This is a genomic window from Paenibacillus phyllosphaerae, assembly GCF_014192105.1.
In the GTDB taxonomy this organism is placed as follows: Bacteria; Bacillota; Bacilli; order Paenibacillales; family Paenibacillaceae; genus Paenibacillus_Z; species Paenibacillus_Z phyllosphaerae.
On the sequence record NZ_JACHXK010000030.1, the window covers coordinates 40,964 to 58,969 of the forward strand.

At 56.6% G+C, this 18,006-nt stretch carries 17 protein-coding genes; 12 read left to right on the plus strand and 5 right to left on the minus strand.

Translation table 11 applies throughout. The features are described from left to right. The first annotated feature begins 145 nt into the window (after positions 1–145). Positions 146–1,408 (plus strand): hypothetical protein, encoded by a 1,263-nt coding sequence (locus FHS18_RS31655; protein ID WP_246428030.1) that lies wholly within the window; start codon positions 146–148, stop codon positions 1,406–1,408. A 188-nt stretch (positions 1,409–1,596) separates the two neighbouring features. On the opposite strand, the gene FHS18_RS31660 is transcribed toward FHS18_RS31655, so the two are convergent. Next, entirely contained in the window at positions 1,597–1,875 is a 279-nt protein-coding gene (locus FHS18_RS31660; RefSeq protein WP_183604398.1) for a hypothetical protein, read from the minus strand. A gap of 245 nt (positions 1,876–2,120) precedes the next feature. Between FHS18_RS31660 and FHS18_RS31665 the strand changes: the two genes are divergently transcribed. The 5 genes from FHS18_RS31665 to FHS18_RS31685 all read left to right on the plus strand — a co-directional run bounded on the left by FHS18_RS31665 (position 2,121) and on the right by FHS18_RS31685 (position 7,686). Further along, the gene (locus FHS18_RS31665) at positions 2,121–3,143 is read left to right on the plus strand and encodes an LLM class flavin-dependent oxidoreductase (RefSeq protein WP_183604399.1); all 1,023 of its coding nucleotides are present in this window, start codon (positions 2,121–2,123) and stop codon (positions 3,141–3,143) included. Positions 3,144–3,266: 123 nt separating this feature from the next. Then, entirely contained in the window at positions 3,267–4,064 is a 798-nt protein-coding gene (locus tag FHS18_RS31670; protein ID WP_183604400.1) for a hypothetical protein, read from the plus strand. A gap of 122 nt (positions 4,065–4,186) precedes the next feature. Then, the gene (locus FHS18_RS31675; protein ID WP_183604401.1) at positions 4,187–5,176 is read left to right on the plus strand and encodes an ABC transporter ATP-binding protein; all 990 of its coding nucleotides are present in this window, start codon (positions 4,187–4,189) and stop codon (positions 5,174–5,176) included. 1 nt (position 5,177) lies between these two features. Further along, positions 5,178–5,873: a hypothetical protein gene (locus FHS18_RS31680; RefSeq protein WP_183604402.1), complete on the plus strand. Its 696-nt coding sequence runs from the start codon at positions 5,178–5,180 to the stop codon at positions 5,871–5,873. A 130-nt stretch (positions 5,874–6,003) separates the two neighbouring features. After that, a complete protein-coding gene (locus FHS18_RS31685) occupies positions 6,004–7,686 on the plus strand; it encodes a DUF2339 domain-containing protein (protein WP_183604403.1) in 1,683 nt (560 codons plus the stop codon). 113 nt (positions 7,687–7,799) lie between these two features. Here FHS18_RS31685 and FHS18_RS31690 read toward each other — a convergent pair whose 3' ends face one another. From FHS18_RS31690 to FHS18_RS31700, 3 genes are all read right to left on the minus strand, one after another. After that, on the minus strand, positions 7,800–7,979 hold the full coding sequence (locus FHS18_RS31690; RefSeq protein WP_183604404.1) for a hypothetical protein: 180 nt from the start codon (positions 7,977–7,979) through the stop codon (positions 7,800–7,802). A 347-nt stretch (positions 7,980–8,326) separates the two neighbouring features. Then, the gene (locus tag FHS18_RS31695; protein WP_183604405.1) at positions 8,327–8,734 is read right to left on the minus strand and encodes a gamma-glutamylcyclotransferase family protein; all 408 of its coding nucleotides are present in this window, start codon (positions 8,732–8,734) and stop codon (positions 8,327–8,329) included. Between the two features lie 29 nt (positions 8,735–8,763). Next, positions 8,764–10,509, minus strand: coding sequence for a putative bifunctional diguanylate cyclase/phosphodiesterase (locus FHS18_RS31700; protein ID WP_183604406.1), 1,746 nt, complete (start codon positions 10,507–10,509; stop codon positions 8,764–8,766). 225 nt (positions 10,510–10,734) lie between these two features. On the opposite strand from FHS18_RS31700, the gene FHS18_RS31705 reads away from it, so the two are divergent. The 5 genes from FHS18_RS31705 to FHS18_RS31725 are packed head-to-tail and all read left to right on the plus strand — an operon-like array spanning position 10,735 to position 16,109. Then, positions 10,735–11,610: an ATP-binding cassette domain-containing protein gene (locus FHS18_RS31705; protein WP_183604407.1), complete on the plus strand. Its 876-nt coding sequence runs from the start codon at positions 10,735–10,737 to the stop codon at positions 11,608–11,610. After that, positions 11,607–13,868 (plus strand): ABC-2 transporter permease, encoded by a 2,262-nt coding sequence (locus FHS18_RS31710; RefSeq protein ID WP_183604408.1) that lies wholly within the window; start codon positions 11,607–11,609, stop codon positions 13,866–13,868. Before FHS18_RS31705 ends, FHS18_RS31710 begins: the two co-directional genes overlap by 4 nt. After that, complete coding sequence (locus FHS18_RS31715) at positions 13,858–14,445, plus strand: RNA polymerase sigma factor (protein ID WP_183604409.1); 588 nt, start codon at positions 13,858–13,860, stop codon at positions 14,443–14,445. The genes FHS18_RS31710 and FHS18_RS31715 overlap by 11 nt, the downstream gene beginning before the upstream one ends. Beyond that, positions 14,429–15,247, plus strand: a complete 819-nt coding sequence (locus tag FHS18_RS31720; RefSeq protein WP_183604410.1) for a hypothetical protein — start codon at positions 14,429–14,431, stop codon at positions 15,245–15,247. The genes FHS18_RS31715 and FHS18_RS31720 overlap by 17 nt, the downstream gene beginning before the upstream one ends. Positions 15,248–15,260: 13 nt before the next feature. Then, entirely contained in the window at positions 15,261–16,109 is an 849-nt protein-coding gene (locus FHS18_RS31725) for an ATP-binding cassette domain-containing protein (RefSeq protein ID WP_183604411.1), read from the plus strand. Here the strand turns inward: FHS18_RS31725 and FHS18_RS31730 are convergent. Beyond that, positions 16,106–17,377: a VWA domain-containing protein gene (locus FHS18_RS31730; protein WP_183604412.1), complete on the minus strand. Its 1,272-nt coding sequence runs from the start codon at positions 17,375–17,377 to the stop codon at positions 16,106–16,108. The genes FHS18_RS31725 and FHS18_RS31730 overlap by 4 nt on opposite strands. Positions 17,378–17,548: 171 nt before the next feature. Here FHS18_RS31730 and FHS18_RS31735 point away from each other — a divergent pair, with 171 nt between their 5' ends. After that, on the plus strand, positions 17,549–17,851 hold the full coding sequence (locus tag FHS18_RS31735) for a hypothetical protein (RefSeq protein WP_183604413.1): 303 nt from the start codon (positions 17,549–17,551) through the stop codon (positions 17,849–17,851). The last annotated feature ends 155 nt before the right edge of the window (positions 17,852–18,006 follow it).

Genomic DNA, 18,006 nt, shown 5'->3' on the forward strand with positions numbered 1-18,006 from the left:
TTTAACAAATTAAACCATTTGTAAAAAAGTCGGTTCTCCTACTCGATGTGTTGTATATTTATCCACCTAGGTGTATATTTATAATTATCGAAGCAAGCATCGACCCGTGAAGGTTCATATAGAAGGAGGAAATAACGTGCAAGGAATGATTACGAATCTCGGCTACCCTCGAATGGGGGACCATTGTGAATGGAAGAAAACGCTGGAAGGCTATTGGGCCAGCGAAATTACGCAAGCACAACTGATGCACACGATGAACGAGCTTAGAATTGCCAACTGGCGCAAACAGTCGGAGCTCGGAATCGAGCTGATTCCCGTTGGGGATTTCTCGCTCTACGACCACGTACTCGACCATAGTTTCGCCTTCGGACTCGCGCCGCAGCGGTTCGAGCAGCAGTTCGCCGATCCGCTGGCCCGTTACTTTGCGGCAGCGCAAGGCGCAAGCGGCGTCTCGCCGTCGCAGACATCCGCTTGGTTCGGCACCAACTACCACTACGTCATGCCGGAACTCAATATCGGGATGGAACCGAAGCTGATTCGGAATTACTGGCTCGAGCAGGCGCAAGAAGCTGCATCGGCGCTTGGTCTTCCGATCGGCCAGTTCAAGCCCGTCATTATCGGGCCGTTCACCTATGTGACGCTCGCGCAAGTGAAGGACGACGAACAATTCGCCAGCTATGTGGGCAAGCTGCTTCCCGTATACGGCCAGTTGCTCGCCGACCTTGCGGCAGCCGGCGTGACTTGGGTTCAGATCGACGAGCCTGCGTTCGCGCAAGAGCTGTCCAAGACAGAACTGAAGCTCGTGGAGGAAACGTACGAGGCATTACGCCGACATGCAGCCGGTCTGAAGCTGATGCTGCAAACTTACTTCGGCGCGGTCCCCCAGGCGCAGCATCTGATGGAGCTGCCGGTCGACGGCTTCGGTTTCGATTTCGTACACGACCAAGGCATGAATATCGCCGCCGTAGCGGCCTCCGGTTTCCCGGAAGATAAGCTGCTGTGCGCCGGCATTATCGATGGACGCAATATTTGGCGCACCGACCTGTCCGCTGCATGGCGGACCTTGAGCATCCTGCTCGATTACGTGCCGGCTAACCGTCTCGCGCTGTCCCCGTCGTGCAGCCTGCTGCATGTGCCCGTATCCTTGAAACATGAAGCGAAGCAGCCGCAGCTGGCAAGACTCGCAGCCGCATTCGCCGACGAGAAGCTGCAAGAGCTCGCCACCTTGGCGCGCGGCATTCGTCAAGGCCGCAAGGCTATCGCGCTCGATCTGGCGGACAGCGATATCGCGCTCCATGCATGTGCCGTCAGCCCGCAGCGTAATCTGTTCACCGAAGGGCTGGACGATGTGTTGAAGCAGCATCAAGCATTCGTGAAGCCGAGCTTCAGCTTCTCCATCGCCAATTAATAAGGAGCATAATGAGACAGGCGCGCCGATAACGCCCTGTCTTTTTTCATTCAAGCGGACTTCACTTTACACATGGCGTCGAATCCGGTTGAAACGCAAAAAAGGCCTATTCCCTTACTTGCACCGGGAATAAGCCTTCATGCATCTCATTCGTTAATCGTCAGCGATTAGGGTCGTGCCGTTAAGCGTTAATCGATATAACCGGCCAGACCTTTGTCCATCAAGTAATCCATCTCCGCGTCGAGAATATTCTCCACGACGAGCTCGGTTAATCGCACGTCGGGACGGCTCATGACGTAATCGACCAGCTCGTCGCTATCGATGTCCACTTCGCCTTTGGCACCAGCCTGCGCTTTATTGATGAAAGTCTGTGCATGCTTCAGCACGAGCGCGATGCTCTTCGCATCCGCACCTGTTTTGTTGCCGATATAGGCATGCAGCTCTTGTTCGTTGATCTGTTCACTCATGACGATCTGTTCACTCCTTGTATAATCTTGAGCCATTGTATCACAAATGCGGGTAGGATTGCCTTATCGATCGTTAACATACGGAACGGGACCGGGCGATCCTTGATTTAAAGTATAAAATGTATACTTACTTACATTTGTGTCGCTACTTGCAATTGTTTGAATTCCGTACCATAATGACCACAGGAGGGATGCGAAATCCCTTTCCGCCGATTCACTTTCACTGACCTATTGGAGGTACAACTATGACCGCATTACAAGACGTTACTCTTTCCATATTAGATCTTGCCCCTGTTACCGTCGGCTCAACCCCGGCCGATTCATTCCGCAATACGCTTGATCTCGCGCAGCATGTCGAGCAATGGGGTTACCACCGCTACTGGCTGGCCGAACACCATAACATGAAGGGCGTTGCCAGCTCGGCTACTTCGCTCGTCATCGGTCATGTAGCCGCCGGAACGAAGACTATACGCGTCGGCTCCGGCGGCATTATGCTGCCCAACCACGCGCCGCTCATGATCGCCGAGCAGTTCGGTACGCTCGAATCGATGTATCCGGGCCGCATCGACCTTGGACTTGGCCGGGCTCCTGGCTCGGACCAGCCTGCCGCTCGCGCCTTGCGCCGCGGTCTCAATAGCAATGGCCAAGACTTCCCGGAGCTGCTCGCAGAGCTGCGGGGCTACTTTAATCCGGCAGCGTTCGGCGATCATCTTCCTCCCGGCGTGCGCGCAGTGCCGGGCGAAGGCTTGAATGTCCCGATCTGGCTGCTCGGCTCCAGCGACTTCAGCGCTCGCCTTGCCGGCGAGCTCGGCCTCCCATTCGCGTTCGCCAGCCATTTTGCGCCGGATTATCTGCTCCATGCCCTAGAGTTATACCGCAGCACCTTCCGTCCATCCGACCAGTCGGCGAAGCCGCATGCGATGGTTGGCGTCAATGTTATCGTCGCCGATACGGACGAAGAAGCGCGTAAGCTCGCAACCTCCCATGAGCAGCAATTCCTCAATATTATCCGAGGCAGAACAGGTCAGTTGAACCCGCCGGTGGACAATATGGACGAATTGTGGTCCCAGCAAGAGAAGGCGATCGTACGCCGCCAGCTCAGCTTCTCGGCTATCGGCAGCCCGGAGACGGTGCGCGGCCGCCTGCTGACCATTCTGGAGCAGACCGGTGCCGACGAACTTATCGTCGCCACGCAGGTGTATGACCATGCGGCAAGACTCGCCTCCTACGAGAAGCTCGCCAAGCTTGTCCGCGGTCAATCCGTCTAGATAACGAGCGGAGGCTCAGTCTTAGGTCCAGTGCCTGAACTGGACTTAAGCCGCTTCATTGTTCATTTCCATACCTTGTAAAATAGGGAAAGTGAAAGAGAGAATCTACGGAGGCACTCCCCTATGACTGATACGATCCTATATGCGCAAGCACCTCTTGCGCTTGCCCTTGCAGCCGTCCAGCTGCTGGCCGGTTATGGCGCCGGCATACTCGGACGAAGCCAATCTGCCGCCGAGCTGAAGACGAACGCGCAGCTGACGCTCAGTTTGCTTGCCATGAGCTTGCTGCTGCTTACGCTGCAAGGCGTGACTATGCTCTTCCGCGCGCCGCTTGCGGAGCGTCTGGATGAAACCTTGCTCTATGCGCTGATGATCCTGCTTCCTGCCGGAATCATGAGCATAGCGGCCATGCCGCGTCTAGCCGTGATCGCAGCCCATTCCAATGGTGCTGCTATATTCAGCCGTACCAGGCTGCGCCTCGCCTCCGAGACTTGGCTGGTCGTGCCGGTGCAAGCGTTTGGGCTCGGGGCGCTATTGTACGCCATCATGATCTTGTTCCCGGCGGTTACCGGCTCAGGCGTCCTGCTGTTCGCCGCGCTGCTCTTGCTGCCCGTTCTCATTACGGCGATCGCGGTCAGACAGCATGTTCGGCATAAGCATATCCACCGCATGGCGCCGGCCAAGCTCCTAACCCGATGGAAACGGGCAGCCCTACTGGCAGCAGCCGTATCGACGCTCCCGCTGCTCTTTGCCTATCAGCATCGGGGCGAGATGACCGTCATCTCTCGCGTTTCGGCTCAGAGGCCCGCTTCACTTCATATACATGAGATCCTTTCCTATACGGAAAGGACGGCATCGGCTAAATTTACTACCGATCGCTCCAATCGAATGTCGCCAATACAGGCCGTTAGCGCCGAATAATGGAATCAGCCGCAGAATGAAGCATCTTGGGATGCACGATTCTGCGGCTTTTTGACATTTGACAACCTCTTCCAATCCGGTTCATAGTAACAAGAGAATCTGTGAGGAAAGAAGAGAATAGGATGAACGCCGCGAATCGAGCGCCATTGCTTCGGCTTCACCAAGCTTCGAAGCGCTATCATCGCCATCATGCGGTACGCGATGTCGATCTGACGCTTCATCAGAGCGAGGCCATCGCGCTAACCGGACCGAATGGCTCCGGCAAAAGCACGCTGCTGCGTCTCATCGGCGGCCTGCTGCCGTTAACGGCGGGCCTGCGCGAGCAGCTATCGGACACGCCGCTTACGATCGGCTACGTCCCGGATCGTTTCCCCAAGCTCAAATTCGGTTCGCGCGAGTACTTGGCCCATATGGGGGCTATACAAGGCATGCCGCGATCTCAGCTTCACTCGCGCATCGAAGAACTGCATGCGCTGTTCCGGCTGCAGCCTGATCTGCTGCATCAGGATTTGCGCTACTATTCCAAAGGCATGCTCCAGAAAGTGAACGTGATGCAGGCGCTCCTAACGACTCCCGACATTCTGCTGTTGGACGAGCCGCTGTCCGGCCTGGATGCCGGTACGCAACTGGAGCTCCTCACCGCCTTGCAGCAGTTGCAACGGCAAGGCGTCGCGATCGTCGCCGTGACGCATGAGCCTGCATTTGCCGAGCAGCTGGCCGACCGGATCGTGACAATGGACCAGGGGCGGCTGGTCCGCAGCATTCAAGGGCGTACCGCAGCAACTCTATCGGACAGCCGCGAACTTGGCGCGCCCCGGATGCGTATCAGCTGCCAAGCCGCACCCGAATTGCTGCGGCGATTGTCCCATGCCAGCGGCGGCGTCGTCGCATGCGAGATGGACGAACCGAGCGCGCTGGGCACGCCATGTACCGCCCATTTTGTCCTGCAGCATGGGTACTCCGATGCCTTCCTGTTGGGAGCGCTGAACGTGGGTGTTTCTATCCTCGCGGTACAACAAGATGACAGCCCTAGGGATTTCGAGAATACTGCCGCTGACAGCGGATATGCCATGGCCAGCACCGGCACTATGAAGCCAATGGAGCGTGAATGACATGCGCCTTTTCTCTTTACTCCACTACAATCATACGTTGTATCTGCGATCATTCCGTTATTTTCCGCCGGTGCTCCTGTATTTGGTCATCCTGGTCTGGGTCTATACAGTCGTGCCTAATCCGGTCATGGAGAGCTATGCCTTCTCCGCTACCCTGCTCTTCGCCATTACCGCGTGGCTGGGCTACGGCTTCATCGATGCCGAGCATCCGACCCAGTTGACCGTCACGATGCTGCATGCTCGGAGCCTGGTGCGGACCGTTATCGCCAAGCTGCTCTATCTATGGCTGTTCACGATGCCGCTTGCCCTGTTCGCGGTGCTGTATCCTGCCCTCTTCCATAAATTCGACCGAACGCCCGCCGCGCATGAGCTGCTGCTTGCAACAGCTTCGCATCTTGCGCTCTCGCTGCTGGGCATCGCGGTCTCCGTATTCTTCACCAGTCGCTTCGTTCCCAAATTGTCTACAGCCGTAACCGGGCTGCTGACCGTGGTAGCGGTCTCCGTCGCAGGCGAAGGCATTCGCCATGCGCTTCCGGAAGGCGCCCGATTCCTCGGCTGGCTGCTGCCGCCGGTTCACGCTGTCTACGGGGCGCTCAATGACAATTCAGGCATTGCGCTTTCCTGTCTCTGGTGCGGCGCCTACAGTCTGCTGCTGCTCGCCGTATTCATCCGTTGCTTCCGGCGGCAGGGCTTGTAGGGAGCGGATAATCTCTAACATCGAAGAGGTACCAAGCAAAGTTGGTACTGTTAGGACAACCGTCTTCTCGAATACAATAAGGCTGCACAACTGGTCAGACAATTACGAGTCTCTTCGGAAGACGACGGAGGTGTTAATCCTGAATATATCGGATCGCATCGAAGGATTGGAACGGCGCGTATCGGAGTTAGAACATGAAGTCGCGGAACTGAAGCGATCGCAAGGGTCGGCCGCGCCGGTCTTCAAGCAGGGGCTTGCGGCACCGCTGTCCGCAGCCGCGCCGAACCTGGCAACAAGTCCGCATAAGCTCGAGGAGGCGGCATATCCCGGCGTTCACGCCAAGCCCGCGGCCAAAGATTGGGAACATCTCATTACTCGCGTATGGCTGCCGAGAGTCTTCATGTTCGTTCTCTTGATCGGCATTATATGGGGGTTCAAAGCTGCCTCGGATGGCGGAATATTGACCGAACCGTTCCGCGTCATCCTTGGTTATCTTGCATCTGGCGCGCTGATCTTCTTCGGCTTCCGGCAGCATAAGTCGGATCGCCCGCTCCTGGCGCAAGTGCTGCTCGGCGGTTCCATCGGGGTGCTCATGCTCACCACGTTTGCCGCCCATTACTTATTCGGCTTCGTCGGCGATTCGGCTGCTTTTGCCTTGAATATCGTGTGGGTGGCGCTCGGATTATGGTTCTCGACCCGATTCCATGCCCAAGCTCTCGGCGTGCTGGCAAGCGCGGCAGGCGTGCTGGTTCCTTTTCTTATCCGCACATCGCATGACCAATCAACGCTATTCGTCGCCTATGAAACCCTATTGTTCGTCAGCTTTATGATCGTTGCCCTTCGGCGCCGATTCGTCGCTCTATTCTACGTCGCATTCATCTTGCTCCACCTCGCGCTTGCCATTCACGGCTTAACTTCCGATCAGAGCGGGAGTGCCATCGCTATTGGCGTGCTTATCCAGCAGCTCGTTCTCCTTGGAACGGTGCTAGGCTTCCGTAGGTTGGGCAAACATCAGACAGGGATTCTGCTGGCCAGTTTTGCCGTGACTACACTTTGGTTCAAGATTGAGTTGTCGGACTTCTGGTTCAACCTGTCGCTCATCCTGTTCTTCGCAGGTTATGCAGCCATTGCGTACGTGTCTTGGAAGAAGAAGTCGGATCTGCTGCCCTATGCGCTTACGATCGCCGCTTACTCCCTGTTGTTCTACCTGATGAATACGATCGATTCCGAGTATCTAATCGGCCTTGTACTCATGGAAGGGTTCGTCGCGATCTGGCTTGGGTATGTCATCCGCTCGAATTGGCAGAAGGTGAGCGGACTGATCATCTATATCCTGGGAAGTATTGGCGCAAGCGCGATATTGGCCGAAGGCATGGACGCCTTCTTGTCTAGCTCCTTGTTCATCTGGCTCGCGCTTCTGGGCACGCTGATTGGACTCTCTCAAGTGTCTGCCGTCTATGCAGGGCTGGAGCAGGCCCAACTGCGGAAAGTTGCCTATTACGGCATCGGCCTCCTTTTGCTCGGCTTCTTGTCGGATGCAACGCAGGTTCAGGCGCAGGGATATAACTTGAATATGCAGCACCTGCTGTTATCGGCCGTGTGGGTGATCTACGCGATCGTCTTGATCGTCGCCGGCGTACGGATCGGGAAGAAGCAAGTTCGCATGGCCGGGGTGATCTTGCTGTTCCTGACTTTGCTGAAAGTCATCTTCTTCGACCTTCCGGCAGTCTCGCTGATGATCAAAGCCGTATTGTTCATCGGGCTTGGCGGGGTTGGCGTGCTGTTGTCGCGGCTCATGTATACGAAGAAATAACCGCCCGCGGGGCTTATTGATGCAATATCATTAGGCTCAATGTGCAACACAAAAAAGGCTTTGCCGGCAGTCTTTCATCTGCCTGCAAAGCCTTTTCCATTCGAACGGTGCTGTTACTTGACGTACATCTTCCGTAAAATCTCGATTTCCGTCCCCAATTGCGTCGTAATCTGCTGCTCGATCGAAGCGAGAATGACGTCAACCGAGTGCTGGCGTTCGATCCCTTGAGCTAGACGTTCGTTCCAGATCTCGATGGCCTTCTTATCGAGTGACGTAATCAACGATTCGCTCATGTGCGAGACTAGCCATGTAATGCGTGCACCTGCTGATTGCCCATATACGGGTTAACGGCAGCCAGTTCCGCCGGATTGCCGCGAGCATGGCAACGGAACCCCTTCGGATCGCCTCCGCGCCGCCGGTTGTCTGGCCGCTATCGGCGCGATCATGGACCAGAACAGTGCTTCGCTGACGAACAGCGATCGGTTCTTGTTCCTGCACAGCAGGCTGACGACGATGAATTCAGGCACGTGAATGAATAATAAGGCGGGTTGTTGAAACGCGAAGAAGGGGAGCGTATATACAGCTAATGTACGGAGCAGGACCGTTCGGAGCCGGAGAAATCGGATGTATTCGAAACCGATCAGGCATAACCGCCATCCCGCTCCGCCAGGTAGGCAGGCCAACTGTCCCCGGCGATCTCGGGCAACCCCCTGTCGGTCGGCCACACGTACACCCAGCCGCTGCAGCCGGCCTGCTCCAGGTCGGAAGTCCAGATTCGTTCATAATCGTTGCTTTCTTCGAGTCCGGCGAATTCCTCCAACTGATCGAGCGCGAGCAGCGTTTTGCGATCAATTTCAATCCAGAGACCGGCTACTCGCATGGTTTCTTGAGCCGCACGGCCATCGCGGACAAGCGCCGGGTAAGGTCCGCAATCGACAAGTCTTCCGCTTACATAGCCCGGACGAGCGCTGATTGTCCGGTTACCAATATAATGGTGGTTCTCAAGACCCGGCAACAACGAGCCGTAGATGAATAACATGATCGACATCGCGCTCACCTCATCGCTACATGAAATAGTTAGGCAGATTGCGAATGATGGCGATACCAGCTCTCGAAGAGATTAGCGGGGATCGGCTTCGTAAAATAATACCCTTGCGCCTCCTCGCACTTCCGCTCGCGCAAGAAGCGGAGCTGCTCGTCGTTCTCCACGCCTTCGGCCGTCACCTTCAGCTTCAGTTGATGCGCCATGGAAGTAATCGTCGACACGATCGCCGCATCGCTGCCGCCTTCCGTCAGGTCGGTAACGAAGGAACGGTCAATCTTCAGCTTATCTACCGGGAATCGCTTCAAGTAACCGAGTGAGCTATAGCCGGTGCCGAAGTCGTCGATGCTGATCTGGACGCCCAGCGCCTTCAGCTCGGCCAATGTATGGATGGCAAACTCCACATCGCTCGTCATGCTCTCCGTAATCTCCAGCTCCAGATACTCGGGCGGCATCCCGGTCTGCTCCAGGATCGACTGAATACGATCGGCCAGCCGATGCTGCCGGAACTGGCGCATCGACAGATTCACGGACATGCGAATCGGGGGCATGCCCGCTTCTTGCCACGCTTTGTTCTGCTTGCAGGCGGCTAGCAGCACCCATTCGCCGAGCGGCAGAATCAGCCCGTTCTCCTCGGTAATCGGAATGAACTCGCCAGGCGGCAGCAGCCCGCGCTGCGGATGCTGCCAACGAACGAGCGCTTCGACGCCGACGATCCGCCCGGTCGCCAGATTGACCAGAGGCTGATAGGCCAGCGTGAATTGCTCGGTCTCGAGCGCTTTGCGAAGATCGCTCTCCAGCCGCAGCCGATCCTGGGTCGTGCGCGTCATCTCGGGGCGGTAGCTCTGGTACTCATTGCGGTGAATCTTCGCCGCATACATCGCGGTATCGGCATTCTTGATCAGCAGATCGACGCACTGGCCATCTTCGGGGAAGAAGGATAGGCCGACGCTGATCGTAATATGATATTCCGCGCCGCCGAGCGCGATCGGGGCGTCGAACAACCCCATTAGCCGCTCAGCTTGAAGCTCCGCCGCCTCCGTACTTGCCAGATCCAGTACCAGCAATGCGAATTCATCGCCGCCCATCCGGTATACGAGGTCCGCACGGTTCACGTTGTCTCTGAGCCGCTGGGATACCGCCTGCAGCAGCGAATCACCAAAGCTATGTCCGAGCGCGTCATTAATGGTCTTGAACCGGTCAATATCCATCAGAATTAACGCAAGCGGCTTGTCGAGCTGGGCTGCGCGCGCCATCTCGGCTTGAAGCTGCTCCTGCAACTCCCGTCTGCTCGCGAGACCGGTCAGTTCATCGCGGTCGGGAGCCGTCTTGTGATTGTTCACGTCCACGCTCTCCTGAACGGAAGAAGCTAGATAGAGGCCTCGAATAAGGGAGATATATCCGGTCAGCCTGAAGAAAAACGCAGATAATATGACAAGCGCATTCACGCTGTCATTACCGCCATCCCCGATGGCCAATAGCAGATTAGCCAGTAAGAATAGCAGCATCACTCTGGCGATGCGCGGAGCAAACCAAGGCCGCTTGATACGTCCTCGAATTGCCGAATGTACGGCAATCGCTAGACAAGCTGTCAATAAGACCGCCTCGGCGGCAACGCCTCCGGACTGCATCAAGGCCGCGCCGAATTCCAACGCCTTATGCACCGTGAGCCCATGCCCGTCTGACGGAAGAAGTGTCGTTACAAGCTTGTATCGTAAGAACAGGACGCCGGCGAATAAGCCCAGCGCCGCTGCCAATGTCCATTTGTCCGCCCGGTTCATGCGCGATGTATCCCCCCAGATGTAATGCCCGACATTCAACCAATATTCGTCAACGGTTATCTTATAGGAAAAGAACCGTCAATCGTTTACAATTAATTTATAATCCAAAAGTCCTATACCTCCTAGTTTGTACCAAGTAACTGGCTTTGTCTAGCCTTTGGGACGGGATTCGACGCAAAACTTTTCATCCATTTCTGTCGTCTATGGATCAGGAGGAATTACCGAATGCTAGCTGCGAAACAATTAGGCAAAAAATATAAAGCTTCATGGGCGCTAGAGCCCCTCACGATCGAGCTGGCGGGCGGCATGTACGGCTTGCTCGGCCCTAACGGCGCGGGCAAATCGACCTTCATGAAACTGCTCGGCGGCCTCTTGGCGCCGACGACCGGGGAAGCGTTGCTCGGAGGCGTTCCGGTCCGGGATCTGAAGCGGGCAAGAAGCCGCATCGGCTACGTCCCGCAATCGTTCCGCATGTACCCGCAGCTCACCGCAAGGGAATGGCTGCTGCACGCCGCCAGGCTCAGGAACTTCGGAACGCGCGTCGAACAAGAGCTGCAGGTCCGTTCCTTGCTCGCATCGCTTAATCTGGAGCGCTATGCCGACTTGCCTGCCCGAACCTATTCGAGTGGCATGGTGAAACGGCTTGGCATCGCTCAATCGCTGGTCGGCGATCCGGCGGCCATTATCGTCGATGAACCGACAGCCGGTCTGGACCCGGAGGAACGCCTTAATCTGCGCAATACGTTGGCGGAGCTTGCAATGACGCGCGTCGTGCTGTTCTCCACCCATGTGCTAAGCGATATCGAAGCCTCCTGCCGGGAGGTTATCGTGCTTCAGCAAGGGAAGCTTCGGTACAACGGTCAGCTGTCCGGTCTGGCCCGGTTCGCGCAAGACCGGTTATGGCAATGGGAGGCTTCGGAGCGTGAATGGCGTTCACTCGCTCAGGAAGCGCTCGTCTTCGCCCGCAAAACCGCTGACGGGGTCGTCTGCCGGATGATCAACAGCCGGCAGCCTACGCCTTACGCTGAATTGGTCACGCCAACCATGGAGGAAGGTTATCTCGCCTTAATCGGCAACGAAGAGGACGGGATGGCGGGATGAGAACGTTAATGCTGCAGGTGCAGCTGGAGCTGAGGCTGCTCGCCAAGCTGCGCCTGCTGCTTCTTCTTCCGCCTGCGGCTGGCTTATGGCTATTGTTCCAGTGCGCCGACGTCGGCTTGCCGGCCTCGATGGACGTCAATCTCTATGCGGCGGAAGCGCATGAGCAGTTGATGACCTACTTGACGGTGCTTCCGATCTTCCTCGGCGTATGGCTCATCCGGCATGATACGATGAGCAGCTCTTATGAATGGAGCCTGTCCTTGCCGGTTTCGAACCGGACGATGATCGCCAGCAAATGGATTGCCGGCTTCCTGATCAGCACGCTATTCACGATATGCATTCTGGCCGCTTATATCCTTGTCGCCTTCCGCCATCATGTCAGCTGGACGTCGATCCTTACGGAAGTTGCCCATTACGGCCTGCTGTACGAGCTGTCGTTCGCGCCGGCCGTTGCGCTCGGAATCGTGCTCGGCGCGCTCATGCCTTTTCGATTCGCCCTGCCGATCGCTTTCTGCGGCTGGGTGTTCGGCTCGATCTTCGTGCCGGTCTACCTCATCGAGGTGTTCGGCTGGTATCCGATGAAGGCATTCAGCCTGAATCAGCTGATCGGCGGCTTGAACGCGGATCTGACTGAGGCATGGAGCTATCGTCCGCGCACGGCGGAAACGCTGTTGTCGATGCTGTTCACGGCAGCTTTCACGTTGTGCATGCTGAGCGCTACCGGTGCGATGCTCGCCAAGAGTCGCCCCGTGCTAAGGCCGGCCGTTCCCGTGGCGAGCTTCATACTGTCCTTGCTGCTCGCGGGCGCGGCCTTCACGCCTTACTTGGACTTGTGGACGAACCGCTATGAGCAGTTCGATCGGCTGGCCGCAGCATCCGTCAATAGCGAGCAGGCACGGCCGCATGACCGCTATCGGTTCAAGCTCGACCGGCTGGACATCCATGCCGCCCGTCTTGCCGACAATTCGCTAGAGCTCCAGGCCGAACTCGTCTTGCCTACGGACGGCGGCGCGCTCATTCCGGCTGCACCGGGCGTCAGCGAAGTTACGCCCTATTCGGAAGGGCGAATTACGTTTCTCTTAAATCCGCTCTTTCGGATCGAACGTCTTGCGGTGGACGGACAATCGGTGAACTGGACGCAAGAGAACGATCACCTCTCCTTCGATGCAGGGGCGCTGCGGACGAATACCGACAAGCATACCGTCTCGTTGACCTACACCAGCGGAGGTCCGCTCCAGCAGTGGTCGCACGACGGCAGCGGCGAATATTATCAGCTGTTCGTAGCCGGCGACAGCGTCTTCTTGCCTTCCTATGCAGGCTGGTACCCGATACCGGGAGGCGACCACCTGTTATACCGCTCAGGCGGATTGCAGGTACGCAGCGATGTCGCAAGCCTTTTCCATGCCGATTTCAGCTTGACGATGGAAGGCTTCGGCGAGGAGATGATTGCGACGATCCCGCCGTCAGCTGAGAACGCCTCTTCGGCCATACAGCGCTTCGAACAGCGCGACGCCGAGGCGCCTTCGATTATTAGCGGAGCATTCACGACCGTTCGGATTGAAGGTGAGCCGCTGTCGATCGTGACGACGCCCGGCAATGTCGTGGAGAGCCGGATCTTCCTGGCGAAACTGCATGAGAAACGCGTTTTCTATGAGCAGTGGGCAGGAGCATCGTTCTCCGGCTTAAGGCAAATTATTTATTTTCCGCTTGCAGGCTCGTTCGACCGCGGCTATAGTATGACTGGCACCTTCGCCGTCGGGGACACGCTGTTCATCGGCGAGACGAAGCATAGCAATCTGGATTCCTACCGGCTCGATCAGGTCGTCAACTGGATGCTGTTCGGCGATACGGTCAATTATCAATATTGGGTCAACGAATGGGATGACCAGAATCAGGACATGCTCCGTACCTATTCGATCGTACAAGAGCTGCGCAGAGCCATCTCCTATTACCTGCCGCTCAAAGAGGCGCAGGTAGATACCGATGATCTGCAGTTCGATTTCAATACCGCTTCACCGCTCGGCACTCGCATGAAACAGATGATTGATGGCGCCTATGCCGAAGGCGATGGCGAGCTGGTCAAGCGCGTGCTGCTGCGATTCTGGAAGCAAGGTCTGCATATCGAGGACTACAATGCGGGCAGAAGATACGTCTACATGGGAGACAGCCCGATGTACTTGTTCCCGGTCATTACTTGGGATGAGTGGCTGCAAGCATGGGATGAGGAGAAAGGCAGGTTAATCGACAATGACCGATGAGGAATTGCTGCAACGGATGGCCGACGGCGATCAAGCGAGCTTCGAAGCGCTGATCCATCGTTACCATGCCCCGCTGTCGGGATTTTTGCAGCGGCAGCTTAAAGATACCGGGCGCGCCGAGGATTTCGTGCAAGAGACGTTTCTTCGCTTAGTCCGGCAGCTGCAAGACCGCAAGCCCCCGGACAATGTACAGGCCTGGCTCTATCGGGTCGCTCTGAATTTGTGCCGGGATTATTGGAAGAGCGCGCATTTCCGCCATATTCAAGCTTCATTCGCCGAGACGCCCGAGCAGCAGGATCTTAGTCCGTCCGTTGCCTCGATCGCCGAGCGGCAAGAAACCCGGCGCGAGATCAAGGAGTCGCTCGATACGCTGCCGGAAGTGCAGAAGGAAATTATTATGCTGCGGTTCTTCCAGGACTTGAAGCTGCAGGATATCGCAGATATTGTCTCGCTGCCGCTCGGTTCTGTGAAGACCCATCTCTACAATGGATTACGTAAATTGAAATCTCGTCTTACACCGGATACCGTATCCGAAACAAGGCGAACAGGAGGCGGACGAAATGAGCGTGCCCAATGACCTTGATATGAAGCAACTCGAAGACGAACTGCACGAGCCGCTCTCCCGGCTGCTGGTCAATCCCGTGTCGTCGGGCGATACGGCCAGGCTGATCCGGTCACTCCAGCCTGCCTTCAACGAACTGAAGCAGTTTCGCGAAGCAGAGCGGCTGACGCTGCGCACCGCAGCCGTCTTTCATCAGCCGTCCGTGCTGCGATTGCTCCGTTCCCAGTTAACGTCGTATTCGCGCATGTATTGGCTGACCAGCCTGCTCGTCTTCTTCATGCTGCTGCTCATTCTGCCTACGGGCAGCAACGTCTCGTTCCATACCGTAGGCAATACCTTTACCTTCGTGCTGCCGGCACTTCTGTTGGCTTCGCTTGCCTATAGCTTCCGGTCGTGGAACAAGGAGTTGCGGATGATCGAATCGATTACGCCATATCCGCCCGCGATGCTGCTTATTCTGCGGACGATGATCGTCATCTGCTTGAATCTGCTGTTCGGCCTTGCCGGATCGATCTATATGAATTTGAAGGTGTCTGCATTCCCGATGCTTCCGTTCATGCTGCACTGGCTGTCGCTGCTGCTGCTGATGAGCGGTCTTACGGCCTATCTCATGATGTGGCGCGGCATGAAAGCGGCGTTCGCGATTGCGGCCTTACTGTGGTTCGCCTGGAACGGGCTGATGCAGCGCATCGTGCCGATCTGGGAATTCTCCTATAACGAGTATCTGTCCCATCTTCAGACCGGCGCGCTGGTTGCAGGACTCTTGCTGCTGGCTCTCGCATACAAACGCAGCTTCGCCTCGCGTCTGCTGCCGTGAGGAGAGACTTGCGATGATCGAGCTGCATCAAGTGCTCTTCCGCCATAACGGTTCGGACTTCGAGCTCTATGTGCCGAGTCTTCGCCTTAAGCCCGGCATTACGCTGCTCGTCGGCCGCAACGGCGCCGGCAAGTCTTCCCTGTTGCAACTGCTCGCGACGGCCAAATTCCCGGATAGCGGCGACATCCGCTTCGGCGGTCTTACGGCGCCAAGCGACCTGCCCTCCATCCGTTCCCGAATCGGCTTCGTCCCCTCCGGGGTGGAACTGTACGAGCAGATGACGCCGGTGAAGCTGCTGCGTTACTTCGGCGAACTGAAGGGCATCGTCGACCACGACGAACAGGAACGGCTGCTCGAGGCCTTCCGCCTCAATCGCTGCCGGGAAGCGCGGATCAAGACGCTGCCGCAGGGCGTCAAACAGCGGTTGGCTTTGGCGCAGGCTTGGATTGCCTCGCCAACGTTTTTATTTTTCGATGAGCCGCTCAACGCGCTCGATACGCTCGAACGCGCCCACTTTACCCGCTTCACGGCAGCCAATTCGTCTAATCGCACGATTATCGTTTCGACGCATGAGATGAATGAGTGGGCCGCCTGGGCCGATCATGTGCTCTGGTTCGATGCCGGCCGGCCGCGCTTCTATGGGACCGCCAATGCTTGGACCGAGGAGCTTCCGCTTCGCGTCTGGACCGGCTTCGTCCGCGAAGGTACTTACAGAGAGCTTGATCCGGGCAAGCTGCTGCATGTCCGTCCGGATGCCGGCGGCTTCCACGTGAGGCTAATAGACGAACATCCCCCAGGCGCCGAGTTCGAGCTTGCCGCTACGACGCTGGAGGATGCTTATTTTATCCGCTGCCGGACCTAATTCGTCTTGCCTACTTGCGCGTACCGGTTAATGACGTCGACTAGCAGCTCATTGAGCGGCCTCACCTCATATTCGCCGACCGTCGGCTCATGATGGTCGTTGCCAATTCCGCTGTGGTCGGTCAAGAACAGATAGGTGCCGCCCGTGGCGATCGAGATGAAGCGCATCAAATATTCGGTATCTTCATCCGCGCCGCTGGAGACGACCGGTATAATACGAATTCCCTCAGCAGCTGCCTCTTCGGTAAGCTGCTTGATTTGTTTGATCACTTGGTTGTTCTGGTGCGGCGGCGCGTCCAACACGAGGAACATCAACCTGGCCCGCGCTTCGCCGCTCCACTCGTGCTCTTGTATCGCATCCGCGAGCGCTTCATCGACCGCTTCCGGGAAATTGCCTCCCCCATCGGCCTCTTGTTGCGATAGCTGGTTGACCGCTTTATCAATATCCGTCGTGAACGGGAAAGGCCGAACGACATAATCGTCTCCTTGATCGCGATAGAAATTCGTGCTGACGCGAATGTTCAGCTGGTTGCCATTGTCTTGGCCGACGCGCTGCACGACATCCTTCAGCTCCGTTTGCAGATAATTCAACTCATCGCCCATCGAGCCGGTCGTATCGACGACGAACATGACATCCAAATTCTCCGAGACGTCCACCGCTTCATCCAGATCGACCTTCAGCACATTCGCGCGAGGAATCGGCACATTCTCGAACCGCTTCAGCTGACCGTCTGCTTCTACCTCGACCAGCACCTTCTGCTGTCCGTTCTGATCATCTAGAAGGCCCGGGAATACGACCGCGGTTCCTTGCGCGTCCGTTCGCGCCGTCCATACCGACTGCCCGTTCTCGCCGATAATGCGGACTTCGGCATCTACCGCCGGTTGGCCGCCGCCCGTTACCTTCAGCTCCAGCTTATCGAACCTGTAGAAATGCCAGTCTTCGCGAATCTGGGTCCCCGTGTGCGTATTGGCCAGCTGCTCCCACTCGTTCCAGCTGCGCAGGTCATCCCATTCGCCGGCTGTCAGCATGCCGGCTTGCGGTTCCGGATCATCGTCCGTACGCGGATGGTCCGTCTCGATCTCCGGCGCAGGCTCCTCCGAGCTTGCAGCCTCATTGCCGGAACTGTCGGTCGTTTCCGTATTGCTGCCGGTATTGCTTGCCGCATTATTGCCGTCGTTATTCGAAGAGCAGCCTCCCAGCACGATCATCGCTGCTGCCAGAAGCAGGCCCCATTTGACTAGCTTGCGACGTTTTTTTTGTTGACTCATGCCCCATCCCCCTTTTTGATGTTGCAGACCCTTGTTACTTGTATCCATTTATTAGGCCAATTACGACCTTATTGTCATTAACGCAGCTTAACTTCAAATTGTTGCAATCTTGGCCGCTGCGGCTATACAATCGTAACAGACCAGAATGAGACGCGGGAGGATCTTTTACGCATGGAAACCTATCAAGTAGCCGAACTTAGCATTACGCAGCATGACCAGACGACCAAACTTTTGTTCACCCAAGCCCAGCTCTTCATCGTGACCGATACGGGATACCGGTTATGGTATATCGATATTGACGGCATGCCCCAATCTTCGCTCCTGCACGCCTTTAACGAGAGCTCCGACCTGCGCGTTGAGCTGCAAGGCATTACCGCCGGTGGCCGCAAGATTGAAGGGACAGGCTTCCTTCATCCGAATGTGATGCATCATGCGGCTGCCATTCGCGGGGACGGGGAATTGGCGGGATTTTAGTATAAAGGGCGATGCCCCTTTGGAACCCCTTGTTTATCCTCGCCCCTTCCCCCTCCATTGCAATGTTGTCAGGTTAAGGAGATGGGGTAATAAGTGGAAAAACAGTAAAGTAGGGATGAGTATGAAAAAAAGACAACCTTTGTTTTGGAATGTGT